Origin of the sequence: Streptomyces sp. NPDC050485 (genome assembly GCF_044458185.1) — a bacterium.
Classification (GTDB): domain Bacteria; phylum Actinomycetota; class Actinomycetes; order Streptomycetales; family Streptomycetaceae; genus Streptomyces.
The window spans coordinates 186,901-210,334 of sequence record NZ_JBITHR010000012.1 but is presented as its reverse complement, the minus strand read 5'-3'; the positions used below and the strand labels follow the sequence as shown (position 1 = coordinate 210,334).

Sequence of the window (23,434 nt, the reverse complement as noted above, 5' to 3'; positions counted from 1 at the left end):
TGGATCTCCGCTCTCGGTGCACGGTCGGGGCGGGGTGTGCGATGGCGCTGTTACCGGACGGTAGTGAGGCGGGCGGGTGTTGGCACGTACGCGGCGTGAAGTATGAGTGACGTCACGTGATCGTGGGGGTGGTGGCGTGCGGGTGGGTGGCGCCGGCAGCGCCGCCCCCTGGGGCCGAGACGGTCCGGGGCGGCTCCCCCTTGCTGGGCTAGGGTGTCGGCCGCACATCCGAACGACATGCCTGCTGGGGGAACGTATGCCTGCCGTCGACGGCATGACGGAGGGGGCGGAGAGCGCCGCCGGGCGCCGGGTCTCCACCTTGGAGCTCTTCTTCGACCTCGTCTTCGTCTTCACGATCACACAGCTGACCGTGCTGCTCACCCACGACCTCTCCTTCGCGCAGGCCGGGCGGGTGCTGCTGATCTTCGCCGTGCTGTTCTGGATGTACGGGGCCTACGCCTACCTCACCAACCAGGTGCCGCCGGAGACCAACGCCCGCCGCATTCCGCTGATCCTCGGCATGTGCGGTTTCCTGACCTGTGCCCTGGCCATCCCCGGGGTGTTCACCACCAACGGTGTCGCGTTCGGGCTCGGCTTCCTCCTGGTCACCGTCGTGCACAGCGCGCTGTACGCGCTGCTGCACGGGCGGTACGTCCTCAGCTTCGCGCTGACCAATGTGCTCGCGGCGCTGTGTGTGACGGCGGCCGGCACAGTGAGCGGCCGGGCCGCCGAAGGGCTGTGGCTGGCCGCGCTGCTGCTGCAGAGCGTCACGCCCATCCTCTCCAGCCGCATCACCTCCGACGTCGACGGCGAGCGGGTGCCGGTCACGGGCCGGGTCGGCGCACTCGACCCGGCGCACTTCGTGGAGCGGCACGGGCTGCTCCTGATCGTCGCGTTCGGCGAGTCCGTGATCGCGATCGGTGTCGGCTCCGGCTCCGACACCGGCGAACTCAAGCTGGACTGGGGGCTGTTCGGCGGGGTGGTCCTCGCGCTCGCCCTGGCGACGGCACTGTGGTGGACGTACTTCATCCGGGACGAGGAGGCGGCCGAGGAGGCGCTGCGGGCGGCGACCGGGCTGTCCCGGTTCCGGCTGACGATGCTCGCGTACTACTACAGCTTCGTGCCGATGCTGCTCGGTGTGGCAGTGCTCGCGGCCGGGGTGAAGAAGTCCATCGGGCAGCTGCCCGAGCACCTGGCGGCCGCGCCCGCCGTCGCGCTGGCCGGCGGGGTGGCGCTCTTCCTCGCGGGGAACGTCGCGTTCCGCGCGGTACTGCGCATCCCACCGCTGCGGTTCCGCGCGGGCGGCACGGTGGCCGCGCTCGCCACCGTGCCGCTCGGTACGCGCGTCTCCTCCCTCGCCGAACTGTTCGCCCTGGTGCTCGTACTGGTGGCGATGCTGCTCTCTGAAGCACGATGGGCACCTTGTTCGCAGGACGAGAGGGGAAGCGCATGATCCTGGTGACCGGGGCGACGGGGAACGTCGGGTCCGAACTGGTGCGAATTCTGGGTGAGTTGCTCGACGGAACCGGCGAGGAGGTGCATGCGCTCAGCCGGTCCGGCGACCCGGCGGGCCTGCCCGCGAACGCGCGAGCGGTGGCCGGTGACCTCAACCGGCCCGAGAGCTTCGCCGCCTCGCTCGCCGAGGCCCGCGCGGTGTTCCTGATGCCGGGCTACGACAACATGGCCGCGACGCTCGCCGCCGCCCGAGCGGGCGCGGCGGAACGGGTGGTGCTGCTGTCCGGCGGCTCGGCGGGCGGCGGCGACCTCAGCAACGCGGTCTCCCGCTACATGATCGAATCCGAGACCGCGGTACGGGAGTCGGGGCTGCCCTGGACATTCCTGCGCCCGCGGATGTTCATGTCCAACACCCTTGAATGGGCTGAGCAGTTGGCGCAGGGCGACGTGGTGCGGGCGCCCTTCGCGGACGTTCGGGCCGCGGTGATCGATCCGTACGACATCGCCGCGTGCGCGGCCGCGGCACTGACCGGCAAGGACCACGAGGGGCGCATCTACACGCTCTCCGGCCCCGAATCCCTCCTCCCGGCCGACCGCGTGCGCATCCTCGGCGAGGCTCTCGGCCGCGAACTCACCTGCGAGGGCATCCCCAACGACGAGGCGTACAAGGAGATGTCGGCGCGGATGCCCGTGCCGTACGTCGACGCGTTCTTCAGCTTCTACGTGGACGGCACGCTCGACGAGTCGGGCGTGGTGACCACGGTGCGGGAGGTTACGGGGCGCGAGCCGCGCACGTTCCGGGCATGGGCGGAGACACACGCCGACGCGTTCCGGTAGACCCCGGGCGGGGTCGGCCCCGCCGACGTGTTCCGCGGCAGGCCCTGGTGGGCGGCCCGTCCGACGCGTTCCGCCAGGCCCCGGTCGGACCGCCCGTCGTGGGCCCGGGGCGGGGTCAACCCCGGTCGGGCCGCTGGTGGTAGGTCGTGCGCGTGTGCTCGGTGCGGGCGCGCATGGCCTTCGTGGCCATGCAGAGGGCCCGTCAAGGGCAGCGGATGACCTGGCCCGCGTACGACAGGTTGCCGCCGAAGCCGAAGAGCAGAACCGGGTCGCCGGTGGTGATCTCGCCGCGTTCGACCAGCTTGGACAGGGCCAGCGGGATGCTGGCCGCCGAGGTGTTCCCGGATTCGACGACATCGCGGGCGATCACCGCGTTGACCGCCCCGATCTTGCGCGCGACGGGTTCGATGATCCGCAGATTGGCCTGGTGCAGCACGACCGCCGCGAGGTCCTCGGGGGTGAGCCCGGCGCGCTCGCAGACCTGGCGGGCGATGGGCGGCAGTTGGGTGGTGGCCCAGCGGTAGACGGACTGGCCCTCCTGCGCGAACACCGGAGGGGTGCCTTCGATGCGTACCGCATGGCCCATCTCGGGCACCGAGCCCCACAGCACCGGGCCGATCAGCGCCTGTTCGCTCGCCTCGACCACGGCGGCGCCGGCACCGTCGCCGACCAGGACGCAGGTGGTGCGGTCGGTCCAGTCGGTCACCGCGGTCATCTTGTCCGCACCGATGACCAGCGCGCGGGTGGCCGTGCCGGTGCGCACCAGGCTGTCGACGGTCGCCAGGGCGTGGGTGAACCCGGCGCAGACGACGTTGAGGTCGAGGACGGCGGGCGAGCCCATGCCGAGGCGGGCCGCGACCCGGGCGGCGGTGTTCGGCGAGCGGTCGGCCGCGGTGGAGGTGGCGACCACGACGAGATCGATGTCGGCGGGGGTCAGCCCGGCACCGGCGAGCGCTTTCGCCCCCGCGTGCGCGGCCAGTTCGTCCACCGGCTCGTCGGGGCCCGCGACATGGCGGGTGCGGATGCCGACCCGGCTGCTGATCCACTCGTCGCTGGTGTCGACCAGCTCGGCGAGGTCGCCATTGGTGAGCACCTTGGCGGGCTGGTAGTGCCCGACTGCGACAACGCGCGAGCCTCGCATGCCGGTCATGACGGATCCCCTCGGTACGAGCATTCACTGCTGACATCCGGAGCCATCCAGTCTTCGTGGCTACTGACGGGTACAGGGGCGCGTGATCCCACAGGATTCACTGCCGCACCTTTGGAGCCTTGTGTCAGCGTTTCGCCTCGCCGACCTCCTCGCCCGGACCTCCTCAGCCTCCTCAGCCGCCGCGGCCACCGCCGGGAGCACCGTATGAAGCAGCGGCACGACCACCAACAGCCGACGCCGGGTGCAGCGCGTGCGGGCAGCCCTCGAACCCGGCGTCGGCTGCAACCCCACCCTCCAGGTGCAGGACAATGAGATCGCCGAGGTCACCTCGCCGCACGACAACTCGGTGACCCACGGCAACCTGTGCATCAAGGGGCGCTTCGGCTTCCAGTACGTACAGAACCGAGACCGAGCAGAGCGACTGAGGGACTGAGGACATGGGACGGGTCACCGAGCGCCGCCGCGTCATCCGCATCCGGGACGGGGTGGTGTCGGCCCGCCCGGACACGCTGGTCGCCGAGGAGCCCCTGGAGATCCGGCTCAACGGGAAACCACTCGCGATCACGATGCGGACGCCGGGCGACGACTTCGCGCTCGCGGCCGGGTTCCTGGTCAGCGAAGGGGTGCTCGGTGCCGCGTCCGATCTCCAGTCGATCGTGTACTGCGCGGGTGCGACGGCCGACGGCTCCAACACGTACAACGTGGTCGACGTGAAGCTGGCGCCGGGCGTTGTGGTACCCGACATCACCCTCGAAAGGAACGTGTACACGACGTCCTCGTGCGGCCTGTGCGGCAAGGCCAGTCTGGACGCCGTCCGGACACAGGCCCGCTTCCCGATCGCCGACACTCCCCCGGTCCGGGTGGAACCCGAACTGCTCGCGTCCCTCCCCGACCGGCTGCGCGCCGCGCAGCGGGTGTTCGACCGGACCGGGGGTCTGCACGCGGCGGCGCTCTTCTCGCCCGAGGGGGAACTCCTCGACATACGCGAGGACGTGGGCCGCCACAACGCGGTGGACAAGCTGGTCGGACGCGCTCTCCAGGACGACCGGCTGCCGCTGTCGCGCTGCATCCTGCTGGTGTCGGGGCGGGCCTCCTTCGAGCTCGCCCAGAAGGCGGTCATGGCGGGCATCCCGGTCCTCGCGGCGGTCTCCGCGCCGTCCTCGCTCGCCGTCGACCTGGCCGCCGAATCGGGTCTCACGCTGGTCGGCTTCCTGCGCGGCAGTTCCATGAACGTGTACGCAGGGGACGAGCGCATCGCCCTGCGCTCGGGCGTCTGACCCCGGCCCGGAACCGGCCCGGTCGGCGGGGAGCGCCCCCTGCGCCGACCGGGCCTTCATAGGCGCCACTCTCGCACCCGGCGCAGACGAATGCATGTTCGATCGGGGGCGGGCTGCCGCACCAACCGGCGTACCGTGGAGATCGTGGGAATCAGCACCGCACCGGGTGGTGGTGATCAGGTACGAGCACACCGAGCTCCTCGCCGTCGGCGGAACAACCGGAGCAGGGAGTCCCCATGGCACTCCGCATCCAGGGCGGTCTCAGCGACCGGCCGAGCTGGGACGAGCGTCTGTCCAACAGCAGAAGGCAGCCGACCACAGCGATTCTGTGCGGGCTGGTCGTCGTGGTGGCCGTCATCGATCTTGCGACCGGCTCCGGGTCCCAGACCATTCAGGTGTCCGGACTGGCGGCGCTGGTGGCGGCGATGCTCTGCACCACCGGACAGGTCGTTCTGGTGGGGGCGGTCTACACCGCCGCGGTGGCTGTCGTTTACACCCATGAGCTGGCCGCCTCAGGCACCCCCACCATGATCGCCTCGATCGGGGGCTCGATCGTGGCCGGCATCGCCTGTGTGCTGCTCTGCCAGTCGCGATGGGAACGCGAGCAACTGCTGGCACGGGTCCGGTTCACGGCCGAGGCCGCCCAGCGGACCTTGCTCCGCGAACTGCCGCTGCACACCGAGGACGTTGTGGTCGACGGACTGTACGTGTCCTCCGCGCGGGACGCCCTGATCGGTGGTGACATCTACGAGGTCCTGCCCACGCCGTACGGCACCCGAGTGCTCATCGGGGACGTACGAGGCAAAGGGCTCCCCGCGATCCATGCCGGGGCCGCCGTGCTGACCTCCTTCCGGGAAGGCGCCTACCACCAGCCCTCGGTGCTCGGCGTGTGCACCCAGATGGAAGAGGCGCTGCTGCGGCACAACCACTATGCCGCCCGGGACACGGGGGACGGCGAGCGGTTCGTGACCGCGCTGGTGCTGCAACTGGAACCGGACGGCCGGGCGCAGATCGTCGGTTGCGGACACACCACCCCGTTCAGACTCAGCGGTGGCAGGGCGGCGGAGATCTGGCTCGACGACCCCGGACTCCCCCTTGGACTCGGCGACTTGGCGGGGCAGGCACGCACGGTGCAGCAGTGCCCCTTCGCGGCCGGGGACCGGATGGTTCTGTGTACGGACGGGGTGACCGAGGCCCGCGACGCCGAGGGGGTCTTCTACCCCCTGGTCGACCGCCTCAGCACCTGGGCCGAGTTGCCCTCACCCGAACTCGTGGAGCAGTTGGGGCTCGACCTCCTGCGCCACACCGGCGACCAGCAGAGCGACGACGCCGCCATCCTCGTCGTACGCCGCAACGGCTCCTGAGAGCCTGTGTCCAAGAACAGGGCCGCCCTTCTACGGTGGTGTCACTCAGTGCCATAGTGCGGGCATGGATCACTCACACCAGTCGGGTACGGCGCAGGCGTGGGCGGCGCTTGACGGCGACCCCGAGCTCCTGCGGCACATCGCCTTCGAGGGCGTCGGGGCGCTGCCCTCGCGGCTGCCCGTCATGGAGCTGGCCCGCTCCACCGTGGCGGTCTGCGCTCTCGCCGCGGCCGAGCTCACCGGCGTACGCACCGGCCGCTCGGTGCCCGCCGTGCGGGTTGACGACGGCGCGGTGACGACGGCGTTCCTCAGTGACCGGCTGGTGCGCGTCGACGGGGTGGCGCCGACCACCTTCGCGCCGCTCTCCCGCTTCTGGCGCGCCGCCGACGGCTGGGTCCGTACGCACGCCAACTACCCGCACCACCGGGCACAGTTGCTCGCCGCACTCGGCCTGCCCGCCAACGCGGAGGTGCCCGCCGTGGCGGACGCGATCGCCGGCCGCACGGCGGCGGACGTCGAGGCGACTGTGTACGCGGCGGGCGGTCTGGCCGTGGCCTTGCGCACCCCGGCACAGTGGGCCGCGCACGAGCAGTGCCAACTGGCCGCCGCCCAGCCCTTGTTGACGACGGAGCGGATCGGCGGCCGGGCGCCGCGCGGGCTCCCCGCGCTGAGTGGTGGAATCCTGCTGCCTGCCGCGGGGCTTCGGGTCCTGGACCTCACCCGGGTTCTCGCGGGTCCCGTCGCCACCCGCACGCTCGCACTGCTCGGCGCGGACGTCCTGCGGATCGACGCACCCCAGTTGCCGGAGAGCCAGGAGGCTCACAACGACACGGGCCTGGGGAAGCGTTCGACGGTGCTCGACCTGGGCAGTGCGGTGGACCGCCGGGTCTTCGACGAGCTGCTCGACAGTGCCGATGTGGTCGTCACCGGATACCGCCCGGGGGCCCTGGAGCGGCAGGGTCTTACGCCGGAGGCCCTCGCCGCCCGCCGGCCGGATCTCGTGATCGCGCAGCTGTCCGCATGGGGCCGGTACGGGCCGTGGCACGAGCGACGCGGCTTCGACAGCCTGGTGCAGGTGGCCACCGGGATCGCCGCTCTGGAAGGCTCTCCCGACGAACCGGGGGCGCTGCCCGCGCAGGCCCTCGACCACGGCACCGGATATCTCCTGGCCGCCGCGGTGTTGCGCGCCCTCACCGAGCAGCACCGTACGGGTGGCGCACGGTTGATCCGACTGGCACTTGCCCAGACCGCGGCCTGGCTCACGCACGGCATCCCCGCGACCGAGCAGCAGCCCACGCCGACTGAAGGGCCCTACGACCAGGAGGCGTGGCTGACGGAGACCGACAGCGCGGTGGGCCGCCTGCGGCACGCCGTGCCACCCATCTCCTACGCTGGAGGCCCGGTGAACTGGTCGCGCCCACCGGGCCTTTGGGGAACTGACGTACCCCAGTGGGCCAACGTCTGCGACCAGCAACAGCGCCGATAGGCTCGCACACCGCACCCGGCGGTCACCGTAAGTGATCTTCCTGGAGCCCGTCCGAGTGCCGTGTCACGCCGAGCAGAAACACACTGCCGCGGGGGGTGCACCGTAGGGCTGGCCCCCGCTCGGGCCGGGAGGTGACCCCATGGCCGAAGCCGTGCCACCGGCGGGAGCCTGGAAGCAGGGAGATTCCAGGACGACCGGAGTGAGGCACAGTGGCCGTGGCGTGGACAAACAGCAAGATGGCGTTGGTCGCGGTGACGTTGTGTGTCGCCACAACCGGGACACTGGGTGTCGCGTCGGCGGCGCCCCCGCCCAGCCCGGCGGCCCAGGCCGCCAGGACGGCGGCGGCGCAGGGGGTGCGCGACGGCTACCCCGGCACGCTCGTCTACGCCAGGAACGGCGCGGACGCGGCCCTCGCGGCGGCCGGTGTCGCCGACACCGCAAGCGGCGAGCCCGCGCGCATCGGCGACCGGTTCCGCATCGCCAGCAACACCAAGTCCTTCGTCGCCACCGTGCTGCTGCAGCTGGAGGCGGAGGGCCGGCTCAGCCTGGATGACAGCGTGGCGGCATGGCTGCCCGGAGTGATCCAGGGCCATGGCAACGACGGGGCGCGGATCACGCTGCGTCAACTACTGAACCAGACCAGCGGGCTGTACGACCCGACCACCGATCCGGCCTTCTTCGCGCCCTATCTGCAGCGCCACGACTGGGGATATGTCTACCGGCCCCGGCAGGTCGTCGCGACCGCCGTCGCGCATGCACCGACCCATGCGGCCGGCGCCGCGTGGACCTACTCCAACACCAACTACCTGGTGGCCGGGCTGGTCATCGAAGCGGTGACCGGACACAGCCCGTCGCGGGAGATCCAACAGCGCATCCTGACACCGCTCGGGATGGCCCACACCTCGTTCCCGATCACGGACCCTCAGATCCACGGCCCGCACCTGCACGGCTACGACCTGTCGGGCAACGACGTGACCCGGTTCAGCCCCTCCTACGACTGGACGGCAGGGGCGATGATCTCCACCTTGGCCGATCTCGCCCGCTTCGACCGAGCCCTGTTCGGCGGCGAACTCCTGCCCCTGGCCCAGCAGCGCGAGCTCGAAACCCCGGCCGCCGCACCGGGCGCCCACGGCTACGCCCTCGCCGTCCGGCACCTGACCGTCGACTGCGGCAGCCGCCAGGTCCCGCTCCGGGAGACCGACGGCGGCGGCCCCGGCTTCACCAGCATCTCGCTGACCAGCCAGGACGCCACCCGCCAACTGATCATGGTCGGCAACGTCTTCGACCTGGGCAAGGACCTGGAGAACCAGCCCGCAGTGCCGCCGAGCAGCGCTCTGGGCCCGGCGCAGACGGCCGTCTTCTGCTCGGGTTCACCTGCCCGCGCAGGTGGCGACGTCGCCAGTCGGACCATCGGAGGCGGGGGGAGAGCCGGAGGCGGGGTGACGGCGGGACAGCGGTAGACGGCCGCCCGCGAAGTCACCTCCTCTTGTGGTGCCCGGAGTTGACGCAGCTATTTAGTAGCCATGGCTACTGTAGCCATGTACCGTACTTTTCCATGCCCCCGACACCGGACAGCCCCTACGAAGACTCGGCCCGCCAACCCGGTCCGACCCCCGGATTCCTCGTATGGCGGCTCTCGATGAAGTGGCGGGTCGCCGTGGACCGGGCCCTCGCACCACTCGGCCTCACCCACGCCCAGTACTCACTGCTCGCCTCCCTGTACGGCATGGCGGCCGGCGGCGGCAGACCGAGTCAGCGGCGGCTCGCGGACCACACCGGACTCGAACCGCTCTACGTGTCCAAACTCGTCCGCGCACTGGAGAGTTCGGGCCTGCTCAAGCGCACCAAGGACCCCGAGGACAGCCGTGCGGTCCAGCTCGCGCTCACCCCGCGGGGCAGCGCGACCACCGCCGAGGCGATCGGCGTGGTCCAGGAGCTCATGGGCCGACTGCTCGCACCGCTCGGCGGGCTCGACGGCCCGCGCACCGGGACCTTCGCCCGTGAACTGCGGACCCTGCTCGACGTACCCCTCGATCTCTCCCCGAAGGAGTCGTGACCATGTCCACTGCCACCACACCCAGCGTGAACGGCCAGATCGTCGCCCTGGCGCACTACGCCACCAAGGCCGTCCTGGAGCAGGCACTCGCCTCGGTGGGCCTCACCTATCTGCAGTCCCTGTCGATGAACTTCACTGCGGCGCAAGGCGGTTCCGCGACCCGGGAGAGCATCACCGGCCGGCTGCAGGAGGCCCTGAAGATCGAGGAGGCGGCGGCCCTTGCTCCGGTCTCGGAACTACTCAGGGCCGGGCTGCTCGAAGCGGCCGACGGGTCGGTCATCCGCCTGACGGAGCACGGCCGGGCCCTGCAGGAGGAGACCAGCGGATACGGTGCGGCGATCGCCGCCCGGGTCTACGCCGGCTTCACCCCCGAGGAACTGGCCACAGCCGGGCGCGTCCTGTCGGTCGTCACGGCCCGCGCCAACGCCGAACTGGCCGGCGAGCAGAGCTAGCGCCAATACCCAAAGGGCACCGCCCGCAGCGGGCGACCAGATCCGCCGGACACCCCCTAGCGCGCCCGCCTGCGCGCCTCGGACGGGGCCGGGATCAGTTGGAGGGCGAGTGTGGCCGGGGGGTCGGCCAGGCCCGGGCCGCCCTGTTCGGCCCAGGCCACGATGTCGTCCGTGGCGTCGTCGTCCAGGACCCAGCCGACCCAGGCCGCGCGGGCACCCCCGGCACGGGCCCGGCCCGAGGGCTGGACCACCATCACATTGGCCTGGCCGCAGGGCCCGAGGCAGTCGGTGGTGCGCACGGCGATGCGGCCGCCCGACGCGGCGGCCGCCGCCCGCAGCCGGGCCAGCTGACCGGCGTGGTCGGTGCCGGGGTTCTTGCCGACGTCCCCGCAGCAGCAGCCGCGGCAGACGACGAGGGTGCAGGGACGCGAACCGGCCGCGGATATCGTGAACTTGGGCATGCGCTCAGCCGAACCCGATGGCCGATGCGGTGACCACCGTGCCGAGGCGCGGGAAGTTCAGGCCGACCGCCGCCCGGTGTTCGTCCTCGGTGAGCGCGGCCATCGCGTCCTCGGCGAACAGCAGCTCATAGCCGTGGTCGGCGGCGGCGCGGGCCGTCGACTCGACGCCGAGGTTGGTGGCGATGCCCCCGAACACGAGGGTGTCGATGCCACGTCCGGTGAGGAGTTCGTGCAGGCCGGTCCGGTGGAAGCCGCCGATGGTGCGCTTCACCACGATCAGGTCGCCGTCGGCCGCGAGCCCTTCGACAAATCCGCTGCCGGGCGGCTGGGTGTCCACGCCGGGGCGTTCGACCCGTACGAGCACCACGGTCGCGCCCGCGGCACGAAAGGCGGCCGCCAACTCCCTTGATGTGGCGACGACTTGCTCGCCCGAGCGGGGAGCGAGCGGCAGCGCCGCGATCCGGTCCATCAGATCGACGAGGACGAGCGCGCTGCGCGCGGGGTCGAGGGTGGCGGGCGCGCCTTCGAATGCGGTCATGGCTGGCACCGTACCGGCCCCGATGATCTAGACCGTACGCCGGGGACCGGTTCGGGCCTTGCGCATGGCCGGGGGCGGGTCCGGGGCGGGTCCGCTACGCCTCGTGCAGCCGCGTGAGGAGCGCGATCAACTGCCGCGCCTCGGCCGGGGCGAGGGGGGCGACGAGCTGGGCGTTGGCCGCTTCGGCCACCGTCGCGCAGCGTTCCAGGAGGTCCTGACCGGCAGGGGTCGCGGTGACCGCGTTCTTCCGGCGGTCCCTGGGGTCCGGTTCGCGGACGGTGAGGCCGTCGGCCTGGAGGTCGTTGAGGATGCCGACCAGGTCCTTCGGGTCGATGGAGAGCCTGCGGCCCAGATCGGCCTGGGCGACCGGGCCGAGTTCGCAGACCGCCGCGAGCACCGCGTGGTGCAACATCTTGACGCCCTCGCGCGCCAGCGCCTCGGCGACCAGGCCCCGGCCGCGCGCGGCGACCCGGCCGATCAGCCAGCTCGGCAGCGCCTGGACGCGCTGGAGGGCGGGGAGCGTGGCGCCCGCATCGCTTCCATCAGCATCCCCCTCGCTTCGATCGCGAGCCTCGGCCATGTTGCGAGCGTTCTCCGTCATGCCGGAACTCTAACCCGAAACCATTGGACTTCCCAACGATTCCTCTCTACCGTGGGCCTTCCAAGTCGTTGGAACTACCAATGAATTTTCGCACTGGAGGTGCCATGCGTCGCGTTCGCCATACGGTCAACGGCGGCCCCGAAGTCCTGTTCACCGAGGATGTCGCCGCGCCCGAGCCCGGTCCGGGTGAGCTGCTGATCCGCACCGAGGCGATCGGGGTGACCCTGCCCGCCGTCCGCAAGGTCCGCGAGGGCAGCGAGCCGGTGCCGCTCGGCGGGGAGGTCGCCGGCGTGGTGGCCGCGCTCGGCGAGGGCGTCACCGGATTCGCGGTCGGCGACCGGGTGACCGGGCTCTGCTTCACCCACGGCTATGCCGAACTGGCCGTGGTCCACTCGGCGATGGCCTCGCACATCCCCGCCCACGCCACCGCCGTGGACGCCATCGCACTGGTCCGCAGCGGCCTGGTGGCGCGCGGCGCCTACGAGGCCGGCCGGCCCGAGCCCGGTGAATCCGTCCTGGTGACGGCCGCCGCCAGTGCGATCGGCACACTGGCGCTGCAGTTCGCGAAAGCGGGCGGCGCGCGGCGCGTCGTCGCCGCCGTCAGCTCCGCCGAAAAGGCCGACTTCGTAAGGGAGTTGGGGGCCGATGAGGTCGTCCTGTACGGGGACGAGTCGTGGGGCGAGCCGGTCGACGTGATCATCGACGCGGTCGGCGGCGAGCTCCTCGCTCCGGCCGTGCGAGCACTCGCACCGGGCGGCCGCCTCGTCGCGTTCAGTTCGGGCGGTGGCACCATCGAAGCGTACGACCTGCTCGTGGGCGGCAAGTCCGTCATCGGCTTCCAGATGGGCCTGATCGCCCGCAACAAGCCCGCACTGTACGCCCGTTGGCGCGACGAGCTGTGGCAGCTGCACGCCGCCGGAGAGCTGCGGACCTCCGTCGCCGCGGAGCTGCCGCTGAACGAAGCGGCGAGGGCTCACGAGCTGATCGAGTCCCGCCGCAACCTCGGCAAGGTGGTACTGGTCACCGGACAGGGCTGAGAGCTCAGGTCAGACACGCGACCTGACAACCGGCTCGTCCCAGTCGATCCGGTAGGAGTACTGCCAGGCCATCCGCTTCTCGGGCTTGAGCAGCCTCATCATCGGCGGCATCAGCAGATCCCGCACCACCCGGCCGACCGGTCCGGCCGCCTTGTCGTTGTTGATGCGGGCCGTCTCGGCGATGATCCGCTCGACGCGCGGCCGACGCAGCTCCTTGTACGCCGTGAAAGCCTGCTGGTACGGCAAGTCCCGCAGACAGCGGGCGAGTTGGACCGCGCTCTCGGCCGCGAGCGAGGCGCCCTGGCCGGAGCTGGGCGAGGCGGCGTGCGCCGAGTCCCCGATCAGCACCATCCGGCCCCGGCTCCAGTGCACCACCTTGAGCATGGCCTCGACCGGGCCGGTGAGCGCAAGGTCCGAGGGGTCGGTACGGGCCAGCAGTTCCTTGGCGGGCGTGCGGTCACCGGCCACGAGGGCGCTGAGCTCGCTCAGCCACTTCTCGGCGCCGAGCTCCGCCGCGCGGGCCGCGGAGACCGGTTCCGGGCTGGGCAGATTGACGAACCAGCCGCCCGAGGAGTCGTCGAAGACCTGGTAGCCGAAGAACACCCGGCGGCCGTACGTCATGTGCATCTTGCCGCCGCTGGACGGGAGTCCGGTGTCCTTCACGCCCGCCCCGATGCCGATCAGGCCCGCATAGGCGGGCCCGGGGGCGGCCGGGTCGATCAGGGTGCGGACGGTGGAACGGATGCCGTCCGCGCCGATCAGGATGTCGGCGGTGGCGCTGGAGCCGTCGGCGAAGTGCGCGGTGACCGAGTCGCCGGACTCCTCGGCGCCGACGAGCCGCTTGCCGTGGTGGACGCGCACGCCGCGCCGGGCAGCCTCGTCGTACAGCGAGGCGTAGAGCTCGGCGCGCCACACGAACCGGCTGGGCCGGGCACCGGCGGGGGTACCGAACTCGGCGAGCCGCCTGCCGTTCCAGCTGTGGATGACGATCGCGTCGACCGGGGCGCCGACGGACCTGACCACGTCACCGGCGCCGATCGCGTCGAGAGCGGCGATGCCGTTGGGGGCGATGCTCATGCCCGCGCCGACACCGTCCGACCTGCTGTCGTACGCCTCGTACACATCGGCGTCGATGCCGGCCCGGCGCAGGGCCATCGCGGCGATCGGCCCCGCGATGCCGCCGCCGACGACCAGGGCGCTGCGGATGCGGGTGGTGGTGGTCATGAGCACTGCCCCTTCAGGGTCTCGTGGGCGCGGCGCATCGCCTGGAGGTGGGTGCGGTCGGTCATCGCGGCCAGGATCGCGATGCCACCGCGGTTGACCCGGATCTCGCCGGTGTCGACACAACCGACCAGCGTGATACGACGGTTGGTGGCCTTGGCGGTCGCATCCTGCGAACGGGAGGGACCCTGGGCGTCCTTGACCTTGCCGCGACCGGTCCAGTTCAGGTCCCAGTGCTCGATGACGGCGTCGTCGTCCACGAGCAGCTTGACCGTGGCCCGGCGCAGGTCGAGGCGGATCTCGATCTCCTCGGGGAGCTCCTCGGAGCGCAGGTCCAGGACGGCGAGGCCGGACCGGGCGCGGATCTCGAAGCGGCCGGCGGTGGTCCAGTCGCCGATGCGCTTCACGAGCCTGTGGTCGGCGTGGATGCGCTCGGTGGGCGCGGGTGCCTTGGTGCGTTCCCCGGCGATTGAGGTGGTGGTCATGGCCGTGGCCTTCTTCCGGTGGGTTCGGGCGGGTGCTGTCCTCGTCCCGAGGGGCGGGCCCTCGTTCCGACACTCTGATAGTTGCACTGCAACTAGTGTCAGGTCAACTAGTTCCGCCGGGAGTATTATCCGGATCATGACGTCCCTCCCCCGCAGCTCCCCGCTCGCCCTGACCGTCCTGGCCCTGCTCCACTACAAGCCGCTGCACCCGTACGGCATCCAGCGGCTGATCAAGGACTGGGGGAAGGAGCAGGTGGTGAACGTCGGCCAGCGCGCGAGCCTCTACCGGACCATCGAGCGGCTGCTGGACGCGGGCCTGATCGCCGTCCGCGAGACGGAGCGCGACCAGCAGTACCCCGAGCGGACCGTGTACGAGGTGACCGAGGCGGGGCGCGCGGCCGCCCGGAGCTGGCTCGACGAGATGCTGGCCGTGCCGAAGGCGGAGTTCCCGCAGTTCCCGGCGGCACTGTCGCACGCACTGTTGCTGGCTCCGCGCGAACTCCTCGACGCACTGGAGCGCCGGCTGACCTCGGTCGGCGCGACGCTGGAGGCCCTCGACGCGGGCCTCGCCGCGGAGTCCGGATCCGGCCTGCCCCGGATCGCTTCACTGGAGAGCGAGTATCTGCGGGCCGTCACGGCCGCCGAAGCGACGTGGCTGCGCGCGGTCATCGCCGACCTGCGCGAGGGGCGGCTGCGCTGGTCCGCGGAGGACCTGATGGCGTTCGCGGCGCAGCAGGAGGGCGGGGCGGCGGCCCGGAAGGACGACGCCTGACGGGTTTGAACGGGTGGCGAGCGCGAAGGCGAGTCTTCGGCAGAGCCGGGCCGGGCGCCGGCGAGGGGGCGGCCGAAGGGGCCGACTGCCCGGCCGTGGTCAGTCCGGCGCGGGATCGGACGAGCGCCTACCGGCCGACCGGCCCGGACATGGACGAGCGCCCCACCGGCCGACCGGCCCGGAAACGGACGCGCGTTTACCGGCCGGCCCGTACGGTCCCATCGTGCCCGGAGCCCGCTGGATCCGGGCTCGGCTCGGCTGCGGGCAGCGGGTCGCGGGCCCGGCGCTTGGCGATCACCGCGCAGACCATGAGCTGCATCTGGTGAAAGAGCATGAGCGGCAGCACCGCCAGTGAAGCCTGCGCGCCGAACAGCACGCTCGCCATGGGCAGTCCGGAGGCCAGGCTCTTCTTCGACCCGGCGAACTGGATCGCGATCCGGTCGCCCCGGCCGAAGCCGAGCCGCTTCGCCCCGTACCAGGTCACCGCGAGCATCGCGGCCAGCAGGACGGCCTCGACGGCGAGCAGGGCGCCGAGCCTGGCCGCGCTCACCTGGTGCCAGATGCCGCGGACCATGCCCTCGCTGAACGCGCTGTAGACGACGAGCAGGATCGAACCCCGGTCGACATAGCCCAGGACCTTCTTGTTCCGGGTGAGGAAGCCGCCGACCCAGCGCCGCAGGAACTGCCCGGCCAGGAACGGCACGAGGAGCTGGAGCACGATCTTCAGGAGCGAGTCGACGGAGAAGCCGCCCCCGCTGTTGCCGAGCAGCCCGGCCGCGAGCAGCGGCGTGAACACGATCCCGGCGATGCTGGAGAAGGAGCCCGCGCAGATCGCGGCGGGCACATTGCCACGGGCGATCGAGGTGAAGGCGATCGACGACTGGATCGTGGACGGCACCAGGCAGAGGAAGAGCAGACCGTTGTAGAGGTCGGGTGTCAGCACGAGGGGGACGAGGCCCTTCGCCGCCAGACCGAGCAGCGGGAAGGCCACGAACGTGCAGGCCAGGACGGTGACATGGAGCCGCCAGTGGCGCAGCCCGGCCATCGCCTCGCTGGTCGAGAGCCGGGCCCCGTACAGGAAGAAGAGCAGCGCGACGGCCCCGGTCGAAGCGCCGCTCGCCACCTTCGCGGCCGGCCCGGACGCCGGGAGCAGCGCGGCGAGCGCCACGGTCCCGATCAGCGCCAGGATGTACGGGTCGACCGGCAGCCAGGACGGCAGCTTCGGGTTGCGGCGGCTCATGTGCTCCACTTACATGCTCGGGTGTTCCAGGTGCGGCTTCCGGTGCTGTGCTCGGCGACTCCTCCGCGCGGGGTCCGGATCGTGCTCTCCCGATGGTCCTCCACCCGACCGCGATCGGGAATCCCGTACACCGCTCTCACTGTCATCACGTTCCGCGATGACCGGCGTACCGTGGACGGCATGTACGACGCGAACCAGCTGCGGACGTTCCTCGCCGTCGCCCAGACCCTGAACTTCACGCAGGCCGCGCGGCGTCTCGGGTTGCGGCAGTCGACGGTGAGCCAGCACGTGCGGCGACTGGAGGACGCGGCCGGACGGCTGCTGTTCAGCCGGGACACGCACAGCGTGCGGCTGACCGAGGACGGCGAGGCCATGCTCGGCTTCGCCCGGACGATCCTGGCCGCGCACGAGCGGGCCGCCAACTACTTCACCGGGACGCGGCTGCGCGGCCGGCTGCGGTTCGGCGCCTCCGAGGACTTCGTCCTGACCCGGCTGCCGGAGATCCTCCAGTCGTTCCGCCGTGACCACCCCGAGGTCGACCTGGAGCTGACGGTCGAGCTCTCCGGGACCCTGCACCGGCGCCTCGAAGCGGGCCGGCTCGACCTGGTGCTCGCCAAGCGGCGGCCCGGCGACAGCCACGGCGAGCTGGTGTGGACGGACGAGTTGTGCTGGATCGGGGCACCCGGCCTGCGGCTCGACACGGAGCGGCCGGTTCCGCTGATCCTGTTCCCGCCGCCCGGCATCACCAGGGCGCGGGCGCTCGAAGTCCTTGAGGAACACGGGCGTTCCTGGCGCATCGCGTGTACGAGCGGGAGCCTGAGCGGCCTGATCGCGGCGGCCCGCGCCGGGCTCGGCGTGATGGCGCACACCCGTGGCCTGATCCCGCCCGGCCTCGCCCCGCTCCCGGCCCGGGCGGGCCTGCCGGAACTGGGCGGCGTCGACTTCGTACTGCTGCACAACCGGCGCGGTTCGGCGGCCCAGGAGGCGGCCGGCGCGCTGGCGTCAGCGATCCTGGCCGGCGGCGACCGCCTCCACCCGGGACGCCGGAGCGGCTAGCGGTGTCCGGTGGGGCAGGGCCGGAACCAAACCCCGCACAGCCGTGGGGCGAGGGTGACCGGAGCGTACAGATTCCGTGGAGATTGCCTTCCCCAGGGCTTGCCTTTGAGTCAGCAATGCGCCCGAGCGGTCCCCATGTGGGCCCCTTTAAGGCGCTGACCTGTGCAGACGACGTACGTCTCGACTTGGGGAAGAGCACTGCCGCCAGAAGTCGCCGTGGGGTACGGTCACCGCGCTGTGCGGAGCGCCACCGGGGGTGGCCACCCCGGAGGGAGGCAGGTCATTGCGCGAGTTCACGGTCCCGCCCATGGCGGCGGCGCCTCAGGTCGGCGGGCTGGCGGACGTTGTCTTCGACCATGCCCTCGACGACCCTCAGCGCGTGGCCCTGTGCCGCAAGGACGAAGCGGGCCGCTGGCGGGATGTGACCGCCGCCGGATTCCGGGACCAGGTGTTCGCGCTGGCCAAGGGGCTGATCGCGGACGGGGTGCGATTCGGGGACCGGGTCGCCATCATGGCGCGCACCCGGTACGAGTGGACCCTGTTCGACTTCGCGCTGTGGAGCATCGGCGCCCAGCCGGTACCGATCTACCCGACGTCCTCCGCCGAGCAGGTCTTCTGGATGCTGCACGACTCCGAGGTCACCGCGTGTGTGGTGGAGCACGAGGACCACGCGATGACGATCGGCTCGGTGGTCGACCGCCTCCCGCACCTCAAACGCCTGTGGCAGCTGGACGTCGGGGCAATGGACGAACTCCTCAGAGCCGGTGAGTCCATTGACGACGACGTCGTGAACCGGCACCGGCGGGCGGTGACACCGGAGTCGGTGGCGACCATCATCTACACCTCGGGCACCACGGGACGCCCCAAGGGCTGTGTGATCACGCACGCCAACTTCATGTTCGAGACGGACATGCTGATCTCCCGCTGGGAGCCGGTGTTCCACTCCCGGCCCGGCGACGAGGCGTCCACGCTGCTGTTCCTGCCCCTGGCCCACGTGTTCGGGCGGATGGTGGAGGTCGCCGCGATCCGGGGGCGGGTGAAGCTCGGCCATCAGCCGGCCCTCTCGGCGTCCGCGCTGCTGCCCGACCTCCAGTCGTTCCGGCCGACCTTCATCCTCGCGGTGCCGTACATCTTCGAGAAGGTCTTCAACGCGGCCCGCCGCAAAGCCGAGTCCCAGGGGAAGACCGGGCCGTTCGACAAAGCCGTGGACATCGCTGTCAAGTACGCGGAGGCCGTCGAGCAGAAGGCCTTCAGCCTCGGCCCCGGCCCCTCGGCGGGGCTGCGGATGCAGCACCAGTTCTTCGAGAAGACCGTGTACGGGAAGGTCCGCGACGCGATGGGCGGCCGGGTGCGGCACGCCATGTCGGGCGGCTCCAGCATGGGCCGGCAGCTCGGCCTGTTCTTCGATGGCGCGGGCGTCACGGTCTACGAGGGGTACGGCCTGACCGAGTCGACCGCCGCCGCGACCGCCAACCCGCCGGAACGCACCCGGTACGGCACGGTCGGGCAGCCCATCCCCGGCACCACCGTGCACATCGCCGACGACGGCGAGGTGTGGATCCACGGCGGGCAGGTGTTCTCCGGCTACCTCAACGAGCCCAAGGCCACCGAGGCGGTCCTCAGGGACGGCTGGCTGGCCACCGGGGACATCGGGGCGCTCGACGAGGACGGGTATCTGACCATCACCGGGCGCAAGAAGGAGATCCTGGTGACCTCGGGCGGCAAGAGCGTGTCGCCGGTGGCGCTCGAAGAACGCGTGCGGGCGCACCCGCTGGTCGCCCAGTGCATCGTGGTCGGCAACGACCGCCCGTACATCGCGGCTCTCGTCACCCTCGACCAGGAGGCCGTCGACCACTGGCTCGCGATGCGCGGCAAGCCCTCGCTCACCCCGTCCGAGCTGGTCCGCGACCCGGACCTGGAGACCGAGGTGCGACGGGCCGTGGTCGCCGCCAACACCCTGGTCTCCCAGGCCGAATCGATCCGCACCTTCCGGATACTGGCCCACCAGTTCACCGAGGAGCACGGCCTCCTGACCCCCTCGCTGAAACTGAAGCGCCGCGCGATCGAGGACGCGTACGAGGTCGAGGTCGACGCGCTGTACCGGTGAGGGTGTTCTCGGGCCGTCCGCCGCTCAGGCGTTGCGGTCTGCGGCCACATGGTGCCGGAGCCCACTGCTCATCGGCACATTGTGGTCCCGGGTCACATGGTGGCGGAACACATGGTTCATCGGCACAGGGCCGTGTCCACGGCGGCCTCCAGGTGCTGCGCGCCGGTGGCGCTCGGGGGGAACACGGTCACGGTGATGCTGGCGGCGCGGCCGTCCTCGGTGACGCCGCCACGGGTCCGGTATCCCGGGGTGGTACCGCCGTGCCCCCAGTACACGCCGCCGCACGACAGCGGCTTGCTCTGCAGGCCGAGTCCGTAGCGGACACCGGGTCCTATCTCGTCGGCGGGGACGGTGGTGCGCATCTGGGCGAGCTGCGCCGGGGCGAGGAGGCGGCCGCCGAGGAGCGCGGTGTAGAACCGGTTGAGGTCGGTGTTGGTGGAGACGATGGCACCCGTTGCCCAGGCCATGGACGAGTCCATCTCGGTGAAGTCGTGCAGGGACCCGTCGGCCGGTTTCCTGAAGTAGCCCTCGGGATGGGCCTCGTGGACAGTGGTGTCTCCCGGGGCGGGGAAGTAGGTGTGGCGCAGTCCGATGCGGTCGATCACCCGGCGGGTGATCTCCTCGCCGACGGGCCGGCCCGTGACCTTCTGGATGATCAGGCCGGCGACCAGGTAGTTCGTGTTGCTGTACTCCCACTTCGCGCCCGGGGAGAAGTCGGCCTTCTGTGCCAGGGCCATGTCGATGAGGTCGCGGGGTTCGAAGTACCGGTACTGGACGGCGGTGAAGTCCGCCAGTTCCGGAGAGGCCATGTAGTCGGGAAGTCCGCTGGTGTGCTGGAGGAGTTGGCGCACGGTGATGCGGCGTCCGTCGATCCCGTCCCCGCGCAGGAGGCCGGGCAGGTAGGTGTCGACCGTGGCGTCCAGGCCGATCTTCCGCTCACCCACGAGCTGGAGCGCGACCACCGCGGTGAACGTCTTGGTGTTGCTGCCGATCCGCACCTGACCGTCCATGGGCACCTTGGCCCTGGTGGCGAGATCGCCGACGCCCGCGGTGTAGGTACGGGTCTTGCCGTCGCGGGCCCTGATGGCGCCCAGCGCGGCCGGCATGCCGTCGTCGCGCACCAACGCGTCCAGGCTCTGCTGGACTTCATCGGGCCTGGGGGCGGCGACCGCCGGGGCCGGTGCCAGGGCTCCGGCCGCCATGACGCCGCTGGCCATGGCGAACGCGGCCGCCGCCGCCCGGCGCCGGACGCCCTGCCGCCGCGGGGGACGGGACCGGCCCGATGCATGCTCGTACACGTGACAACTCCTGTGGGTTCGCTGGGAGGTTGGCGGTGTGTGCCGGAACCAGCATCTCCGGGGACGGCTGTGTGGGGTGAGCCTGCTGTCCCCCGTCTCCAGGTATGGCCAGCACCAGCCTCGGGCCAGCCGGTTCCGCCGGGTCGGCTGCCAGGAGCAGCGGATTCCAGCGGAATGGGTCACACTTCGGCACACCATGACCGAGGGGGATGCAGATGGCGCGTGAAGAGATCACCGACGGGGTCCGGCTCCGCTGGGAGTCCGACCACCGGGCCACCGTGTGGAACGGTACCGACGAGGACTGGGGTGTCATCCGGTACACCGAGGGCGTCGCCCGTCCGTACCTGGTCACCACACCGGTGCATGAGAGTGAGCACGCGTTCGCGGACACGGCGAGCGCCGTGGCATGGCTGCGGGGCTACGATGCCGGGTTCCGCGACGCGGAGGACCTTCACTCGTAGCGGAACCCGGGCGCCGCGGACGGCAGCGACTTCCTGCACGTCCGCGACGCCGACTGTCGGTTGGGTCCAACTGCGTTGCAGCCAGGCCTACTTGATGAGCACCCTGAAAATTTCACCCAAGCCGGGTCCGCCGGTTCCGTTGTTGTCGCCGTTGGTGGTCGAGAGCCAGAGCGCGTCCTCGCCGGGCACCTTGGTGACCGTACGCAGCTGGCCGTAGGAACCCACGTAGTACGCGGTGGGGGGTGCCCCAGCTCAGCGTGAGAGCGCTCTCGGTGATCCCCGAGCAGCTGGGAGCGCCGGGTGGGGTGGGCGCCTGGGTGTCACCGCCCGATGCCCCGCTGAAGTCGGCGTAACCGTTCACCGTGCGGGTGGGCGCAGCCGACGCCGACTGCGGCACCGCCTGCACCAGGCCCGCGCAGAGCAGCAGTCCACCCAGCAGCTGCCGAATGTGACGATCACGGGTTGCCATGCCTGCCCCCCTCAGCCCGCGTACTGGGCGACGATTTTGGTGAAGGCGTACGGCGACTGGCTGACCCCGCCGCACGAGTCCCCGGCACCGCCGGAGGAGCACTGCCGGTCGCGGTTGACCGCCCAGAAGGTGAAGCGCGCGAGATGGTGCTGCCTGGCGTAGCCGAGGATGGTCTGGAAGTCGCCGGTGGAGACGGTCTCGTCGGCCTCGTCGGTCTTGCCGTTCATGGAGGAGACGCCCATGTGCCGGTAGGCGGCGTCGTCGCTGTAGCCGTAGGCACTCTTCACCGCCGCCTTCAGGCCTTCGAGAGCGCTCACCGTGCCCGAGCCCATGGAGCCGCTGTGGCTGCCGAAGTCGAACGGCATGATCGTCCAGCCGTCGTTGGCGAGACCGGCGGCCGCACCCTTCTTGATGAGGTCCTTGCCGTTGGCGTCGGGGCCGCTCGGGGCCGTCCCCATGGTCACGTAGGTGACAAGACCGGGGTTGTTGGTCTTGACGGTCTTCAGCGCGCCGACCACCCGCTGCCGGACGGTGGCGTTCGTGAACTCACTGGCCTCGATGTCGATGTCCAGCACCTTCAGGTGGTACGCGCTGATCACCTTCTGGTAGGCGCCCGCGAGCGCCGAGGCGCTGGTGCACTTCTCGCCGAGCTTGTTGCCGCTCCAGCCGCCGACCGAGACGACCACGTCACCTCCGGCACCCCGGATGGATTTGATCGCGCTCTCGTCGGAGCCGCCGGTCAGGGCGCGGGAGCCGTCCCACTTCGGGTTGCAGCCGCCGTCGGAGAGGACGAAGGCCAGCGTGAACCACTTGACGCCGGTCGCCGCCATCACATCGGTGGGCTGCTGCGGATTGCCCCAGCCGAGGTACTCGTACGGGGCGGCCGCCATCGCGCCGGACGCGGCGGAAGCGGCCCGGGCGTTGGCGTCCGGGGCAGTGGCCGCGCCGGCCTTCGGCACCGACGCGATCAGGGGCAGCAGCAGACAGCTGAGACCGGCGAGGGCCGCGACGAGACGGCGCGGGGGTACGGCAGTGAGCACGGTGATTCCCTTCGTGAGGGGCTGCTGGGGAGGTGGCTGGAGTCGAGCCGCACCGGGAGGGTCTTGCCGCTGTCCCAGTAGGTGAGGCAGTCCGAGTCCGCGGCGGCCTGCGCACCGTGGCCGCTCGCCGATGCCGACGCGCTCATCGTGTAGGTGGACGGGGCGATGATTCCGGTGCGCCCCTTCGTGGTGACCTTGAAGACGGTGTCGTACGGATCCCAGCCGGACAGGCCCGTCAGGTGAGCGTGCCGCCTGACTGGGCGCACGAAATCGCCCTGCCGGTACGGAGGTTGGTCACCCCGGTGACCCGATAGCCGTTGTCGCGCAGCTTGAGCGTCGTGGTGCCGGGCGGGGCGGGGACGGATTCGATCTGGTCCGTGATGTCGGGACCGGCGTTGACGATGTGCCAGCGGGTTCCGGGGCCGCCCGACCTGACGGCGAGGGAGGCGTGCGAGCTGCGGAGCCCCGGGTGGGCGCGCGTGCCCCGGCACAAGCGGGACACGCGCAGTTCCACTGCGGGACTCCGCCACCCGCCGCGGTGCCGAGCACCTGCAGCAGCATGGCGGTACTC

At 71.2% G+C, this 23,434-nt stretch carries 25 protein-coding genes and 1 pseudogene; 14 read left to right on the top strand and 12 right to left on the bottom strand.

Annotated features, from left to right (window positions below):
* Positions 1-256: 256 nt before the first annotated feature.
* Both ACIBK6_RS24585 and ACIBK6_RS24580 read left to right on the top strand, forming a co-directional pair.
* Positions 257-1,453 carry a low temperature requirement protein A gene (locus tag ACIBK6_RS24585; RefSeq protein WP_399053488.1) on the top strand — a complete coding sequence of 399 codons (1,197 nt, stop codon included), beginning with the start codon at positions 257-259 and terminating at the stop codon, positions 1,451-1,453.
* Complete coding sequence (locus ACIBK6_RS24580) at positions 1,450-2,292, top strand: NAD(P)H-binding protein (RefSeq protein ID WP_399053486.1); 843 nt, start codon at positions 1,450-1,452, stop codon at positions 2,290-2,292. Before ACIBK6_RS24585 ends, ACIBK6_RS24580 begins: the two co-directional genes overlap by 4 nt.
* A gap of 202 nt (positions 2,293-2,494) precedes the next feature.
* Here the strand turns inward: ACIBK6_RS24580 and ACIBK6_RS24575 are convergent, their stop codons facing one another.
* Entirely contained in the window at positions 2,495-3,433 is a 939-nt protein-coding gene (locus ACIBK6_RS24575) for a beta-ketoacyl-ACP synthase III (protein ID WP_399053553.1), read from the bottom strand.
* A gap of 280 nt (positions 3,434-3,713) precedes the next feature.
* Between ACIBK6_RS24575 and ACIBK6_RS24570 the strand changes: the two are divergent.
* The 7 genes and pseudogenes from ACIBK6_RS24570 to ACIBK6_RS24540 all read left to right on the top strand — a co-directional run.
* A pseudogene (locus ACIBK6_RS24570) lies at positions 3,714-3,875 on the top strand (hypothetical protein); the annotation flags it as partial.
* Between the two features lie 4 nt (positions 3,876-3,879).
* Positions 3,880-4,719: a formate dehydrogenase accessory sulfurtransferase FdhD gene (gene fdhD / locus ACIBK6_RS24565; RefSeq protein ID WP_399053485.1), complete on the top strand. Its 840-nt coding sequence runs from the start codon at positions 3,880-3,882 to the stop codon at positions 4,717-4,719.
* A 236-nt stretch (positions 4,720-4,955) separates the two neighbouring features.
* Entirely contained in the window at positions 4,956-6,083 is a 1,128-nt protein-coding gene (locus ACIBK6_RS24560; protein ID WP_399053484.1) for a PP2C family protein-serine/threonine phosphatase, read from the top strand.
* Between the two features lie 64 nt (positions 6,084-6,147).
* Positions 6,148-7,569: a CoA transferase gene (locus ACIBK6_RS24555; RefSeq protein WP_399053483.1), complete on the top strand. Its 1,422-nt coding sequence runs from the start codon at positions 6,148-6,150 to the stop codon at positions 7,567-7,569.
* Between the two features lie 236 nt (positions 7,570-7,805).
* The gene (locus tag ACIBK6_RS24550) at positions 7,806-9,029 is read left to right on the top strand and encodes a serine hydrolase domain-containing protein (protein WP_399053482.1); all 1,224 of its coding nucleotides are present in this window, start codon (positions 7,806-7,808) and stop codon (positions 9,027-9,029) included.
* 95 nt (positions 9,030-9,124) lie between these two features.
* A complete protein-coding gene (locus ACIBK6_RS24545; RefSeq protein ID WP_399053481.1) occupies positions 9,125-9,625 on the top strand; it encodes a MarR family winged helix-turn-helix transcriptional regulator in 501 nt (166 codons plus the stop codon).
* 2 nt (positions 9,626-9,627) lie between these two features.
* The gene (locus ACIBK6_RS24540; protein ID WP_399053480.1) at positions 9,628-10,077 is read left to right on the top strand and encodes a MarR family transcriptional regulator; all 450 of its coding nucleotides are present in this window, start codon (positions 9,628-9,630) and stop codon (positions 10,075-10,077) included.
* 56 nt (positions 10,078-10,133) lie between these two features.
* Here ACIBK6_RS24540 and ACIBK6_RS24535 read toward each other — a convergent pair whose 3' ends face one another.
* The 3 genes from ACIBK6_RS24535 to ACIBK6_RS24525 form a co-directional block, all read right to left on the bottom strand.
* Complete coding sequence (locus ACIBK6_RS24535) at positions 10,134-10,538, bottom strand: (2Fe-2S) ferredoxin domain-containing protein (protein WP_399053479.1); 405 nt, start codon at positions 10,536-10,538, stop codon at positions 10,134-10,136.
* A 4-nt stretch (positions 10,539-10,542) separates the two neighbouring features.
* Positions 10,543-11,076, bottom strand: a complete 534-nt coding sequence (locus ACIBK6_RS24530) for an isochorismatase family protein (protein ID WP_399053478.1) — start codon at positions 11,074-11,076, stop codon at positions 10,543-10,545.
* A gap of 94 nt (positions 11,077-11,170) precedes the next feature.
* Positions 11,171-11,656, bottom strand: a complete 486-nt coding sequence (locus ACIBK6_RS24525) for a MarR family winged helix-turn-helix transcriptional regulator (protein WP_399053552.1) — start codon at positions 11,654-11,656, stop codon at positions 11,171-11,173.
* Between the two features lie 125 nt (positions 11,657-11,781).
* Between ACIBK6_RS24525 and ACIBK6_RS24520 the strand changes: the two genes are divergently transcribed.
* Positions 11,782-12,714: a zinc-binding alcohol dehydrogenase family protein gene (locus tag ACIBK6_RS24520; protein WP_399053477.1), complete on the top strand. Its 933-nt coding sequence runs from the start codon at positions 11,782-11,784 to the stop codon at positions 12,712-12,714.
* A 9-nt stretch (positions 12,715-12,723) separates the two neighbouring features.
* Here ACIBK6_RS24520 and ACIBK6_RS24515 read toward each other — a convergent pair whose 3' ends face one another.
* On the bottom strand, positions 12,724-13,938 hold the full coding sequence (locus ACIBK6_RS24515; protein ID WP_399053476.1) for an FAD-dependent oxidoreductase: 1,215 nt from the start codon (positions 13,936-13,938) through the stop codon (positions 12,724-12,726).
* A complete protein-coding gene (locus ACIBK6_RS24510; RefSeq protein WP_399053475.1) occupies positions 13,935-14,420 on the bottom strand; it encodes a hypothetical protein in 486 nt (161 codons plus the stop codon). The genes ACIBK6_RS24515 and ACIBK6_RS24510 overlap by 4 nt, the downstream gene beginning before the upstream one ends.
* Positions 14,421-14,556: 136 nt before the next feature.
* On the opposite strand from ACIBK6_RS24510, the gene ACIBK6_RS24505 reads away from it, so the two are divergent.
* Positions 14,557-15,192: a PadR family transcriptional regulator gene (locus tag ACIBK6_RS24505; protein WP_399053474.1), complete on the top strand. Its 636-nt coding sequence runs from the start codon at positions 14,557-14,559 to the stop codon at positions 15,190-15,192.
* 196 nt (positions 15,193-15,388) lie between these two features.
* Here ACIBK6_RS24505 and ACIBK6_RS24500 read toward each other — a convergent pair whose 3' ends face one another.
* Positions 15,389-16,432 carry a bile acid:sodium symporter family protein gene (locus tag ACIBK6_RS24500; protein WP_399053473.1) on the bottom strand — a complete coding sequence of 348 codons (1,044 nt, stop codon included), beginning with the start codon at positions 16,430-16,432 and terminating at the stop codon, positions 15,389-15,391.
* A gap of 180 nt (positions 16,433-16,612) precedes the next feature.
* On the opposite strand from ACIBK6_RS24500, the gene ACIBK6_RS24495 reads away from it, so the two are divergent.
* Together ACIBK6_RS24495 and ACIBK6_RS24490 are read left to right on the top strand one after the other, a co-directional pair.
* On the top strand, positions 16,613-17,488 hold the full coding sequence (locus ACIBK6_RS24495) for a LysR substrate-binding domain-containing protein (protein WP_399053472.1): 876 nt from the start codon (positions 16,613-16,615) through the stop codon (positions 17,486-17,488).
* A gap of 307 nt (positions 17,489-17,795) precedes the next feature.
* Complete coding sequence (locus ACIBK6_RS24490; RefSeq protein WP_399053471.1) at positions 17,796-19,595, top strand: AMP-dependent synthetase/ligase; 1,800 nt, start codon at positions 17,796-17,798, stop codon at positions 19,593-19,595.
* A 116-nt stretch (positions 19,596-19,711) separates the two neighbouring features.
* On the opposite strand, the gene ACIBK6_RS24485 is transcribed toward ACIBK6_RS24490, so the two are convergent.
* The gene (locus tag ACIBK6_RS24485) at positions 19,712-20,812 is read right to left on the bottom strand and encodes a serine hydrolase domain-containing protein (protein ID WP_399053551.1); all 1,101 of its coding nucleotides are present in this window, start codon (positions 20,810-20,812) and stop codon (positions 19,712-19,714) included.
* A 296-nt stretch (positions 20,813-21,108) separates the two neighbouring features.
* Between ACIBK6_RS24485 and ACIBK6_RS24480 the strand changes: the two genes are divergently transcribed.
* Entirely contained in the window at positions 21,109-21,354 is a 246-nt protein-coding gene (locus ACIBK6_RS24480; RefSeq protein WP_399053470.1) for a hypothetical protein, read from the top strand.
* Positions 21,355-21,441: 87 nt separating this feature from the next.
* On the opposite strand, the gene ACIBK6_RS24475 is transcribed toward ACIBK6_RS24480, so the two are convergent.
* The 4 genes from ACIBK6_RS24475 to ACIBK6_RS24460 all read right to left on the bottom strand — a co-directional run bounded on the left by ACIBK6_RS24475 (position 21,442) and on the right by ACIBK6_RS24460 (position 23,365).
* Positions 21,442-21,579 carry a hypothetical protein gene (locus ACIBK6_RS24475; protein WP_399053469.1) on the bottom strand — a complete coding sequence of 46 codons (138 nt, stop codon included), beginning with the start codon at positions 21,577-21,579 and terminating at the stop codon, positions 21,442-21,444.
* Positions 21,580-21,834: 255 nt separating this feature from the next.
* A complete protein-coding gene (locus ACIBK6_RS24470) occupies positions 21,835-22,863 on the bottom strand; it encodes a chitinase (protein ID WP_399053468.1) in 1,029 nt (342 codons plus the stop codon).
* Positions 22,791-23,129: a hypothetical protein gene (locus tag ACIBK6_RS24465; protein WP_399053467.1), complete on the bottom strand. Its 339-nt coding sequence runs from the start codon at positions 23,127-23,129 to the stop codon at positions 22,791-22,793. The genes ACIBK6_RS24470 and ACIBK6_RS24465 overlap by 73 nt, the downstream gene beginning before the upstream one ends.
* Entirely contained in the window at positions 23,099-23,365 is a 267-nt protein-coding gene (locus ACIBK6_RS24460) for a hypothetical protein (protein ID WP_399053466.1), read from the bottom strand. The genes ACIBK6_RS24465 and ACIBK6_RS24460 overlap by 31 nt, the downstream gene beginning before the upstream one ends.
* Positions 23,366-23,434 lie beyond the last annotated feature (69 nt).

What these genes read in the sequence shown, in the direction of transcription:
- ACIBK6_RS24585 (WP_399053488.1), top strand. Translation starts at nt 257, where the DNA reads ATGCCTGCCGTCGACGGCATGACGGAGGGGGCGGAGAGCGCCGCCGGG.
- ACIBK6_RS24580 (WP_399053486.1), top strand. Translation starts at nt 1,450, where the DNA reads ATGATCCTGGTGACCGGGGCGACGGGGAACGTCGGGTCCGAACTGGTG.
- ACIBK6_RS24575 (WP_399053553.1), bottom strand. Translation starts at nt 3,433, where the DNA reads ATGCGAGGCTCGCGCGTTGTCGCAGTCGGGCACTACCAGCCCGCCAAG.
- fdhD (WP_399053485.1), top strand. Translation starts at nt 3,880, where the DNA reads ATGGGACGGGTCACCGAGCGCCGCCGCGTCATCCGCATCCGGGACGGG.
- ACIBK6_RS24560 (WP_399053484.1), top strand. Translation starts at nt 4,956, where the DNA reads ATGGCACTCCGCATCCAGGGCGGTCTCAGCGACCGGCCGAGCTGGGAC.
- ACIBK6_RS24555 (WP_399053483.1), top strand. Translation starts at nt 6,148, where the DNA reads ATGGATCACTCACACCAGTCGGGTACGGCGCAGGCGTGGGCGGCGCTT.
- ACIBK6_RS24550 (WP_399053482.1), top strand. Translation starts at nt 7,806, where the DNA reads ATGGCGTTGGTCGCGGTGACGTTGTGTGTCGCCACAACCGGGACACTG.
- ACIBK6_RS24545 (WP_399053481.1), top strand. Translation starts at nt 9,125, where the DNA reads ATGCCCCCGACACCGGACAGCCCCTACGAAGACTCGGCCCGCCAACCC.
- ACIBK6_RS24540 (WP_399053480.1), top strand. Translation starts at nt 9,628, where the DNA reads ATGTCCACTGCCACCACACCCAGCGTGAACGGCCAGATCGTCGCCCTG.
- ACIBK6_RS24535 (WP_399053479.1), bottom strand. Translation starts at nt 10,538, where the DNA reads ATGCCCAAGTTCACGATATCCGCGGCCGGTTCGCGTCCCTGCACCCTC.
- ACIBK6_RS24530 (WP_399053478.1), bottom strand. Translation starts at nt 11,076, where the DNA reads ATGACCGCATTCGAAGGCGCGCCCGCCACCCTCGACCCCGCGCGCAGC.
- ACIBK6_RS24525 (WP_399053552.1), bottom strand. Translation starts at nt 11,656, where the DNA reads ATGGCCGAGGCTCGCGATCGAAGCGAGGGGGATGCTGATGGAAGCGAT.
- ACIBK6_RS24520 (WP_399053477.1), top strand. Translation starts at nt 11,782, where the DNA reads ATGCGTCGCGTTCGCCATACGGTCAACGGCGGCCCCGAAGTCCTGTTC.
- ACIBK6_RS24515 (WP_399053476.1), bottom strand. Translation starts at nt 13,938, where the DNA reads ATGACCACCACCACCCGCATCCGCAGCGCCCTGGTCGTCGGCGGCGGC.
- ACIBK6_RS24510 (WP_399053475.1), bottom strand. Translation starts at nt 14,420, where the DNA reads ATGACCACCACCTCAATCGCCGGGGAACGCACCAAGGCACCCGCGCCC.
- ACIBK6_RS24505 (WP_399053474.1), top strand. Translation starts at nt 14,557, where the DNA reads ATGACGTCCCTCCCCCGCAGCTCCCCGCTCGCCCTGACCGTCCTGGCC.
- ACIBK6_RS24500 (WP_399053473.1), bottom strand. Translation starts at nt 16,432, where the DNA reads ATGAGCCGCCGCAACCCGAAGCTGCCGTCCTGGCTGCCGGTCGACCCG.
- ACIBK6_RS24495 (WP_399053472.1), top strand. Translation starts at nt 16,613, where the DNA reads ATGTACGACGCGAACCAGCTGCGGACGTTCCTCGCCGTCGCCCAGACC.
- ACIBK6_RS24490 (WP_399053471.1), top strand. Translation starts at nt 17,796, where the DNA reads ATGGCGGCGGCGCCTCAGGTCGGCGGGCTGGCGGACGTTGTCTTCGAC.
- ACIBK6_RS24485 (WP_399053551.1), bottom strand. Translation starts at nt 20,812, where the DNA reads ATGGCCAGCGGCGTCATGGCGGCCGGAGCCCTGGCACCGGCCCCGGCG.
- ACIBK6_RS24480 (WP_399053470.1), top strand. Translation starts at nt 21,109, where the DNA reads ATGGCGCGTGAAGAGATCACCGACGGGGTCCGGCTCCGCTGGGAGTCC.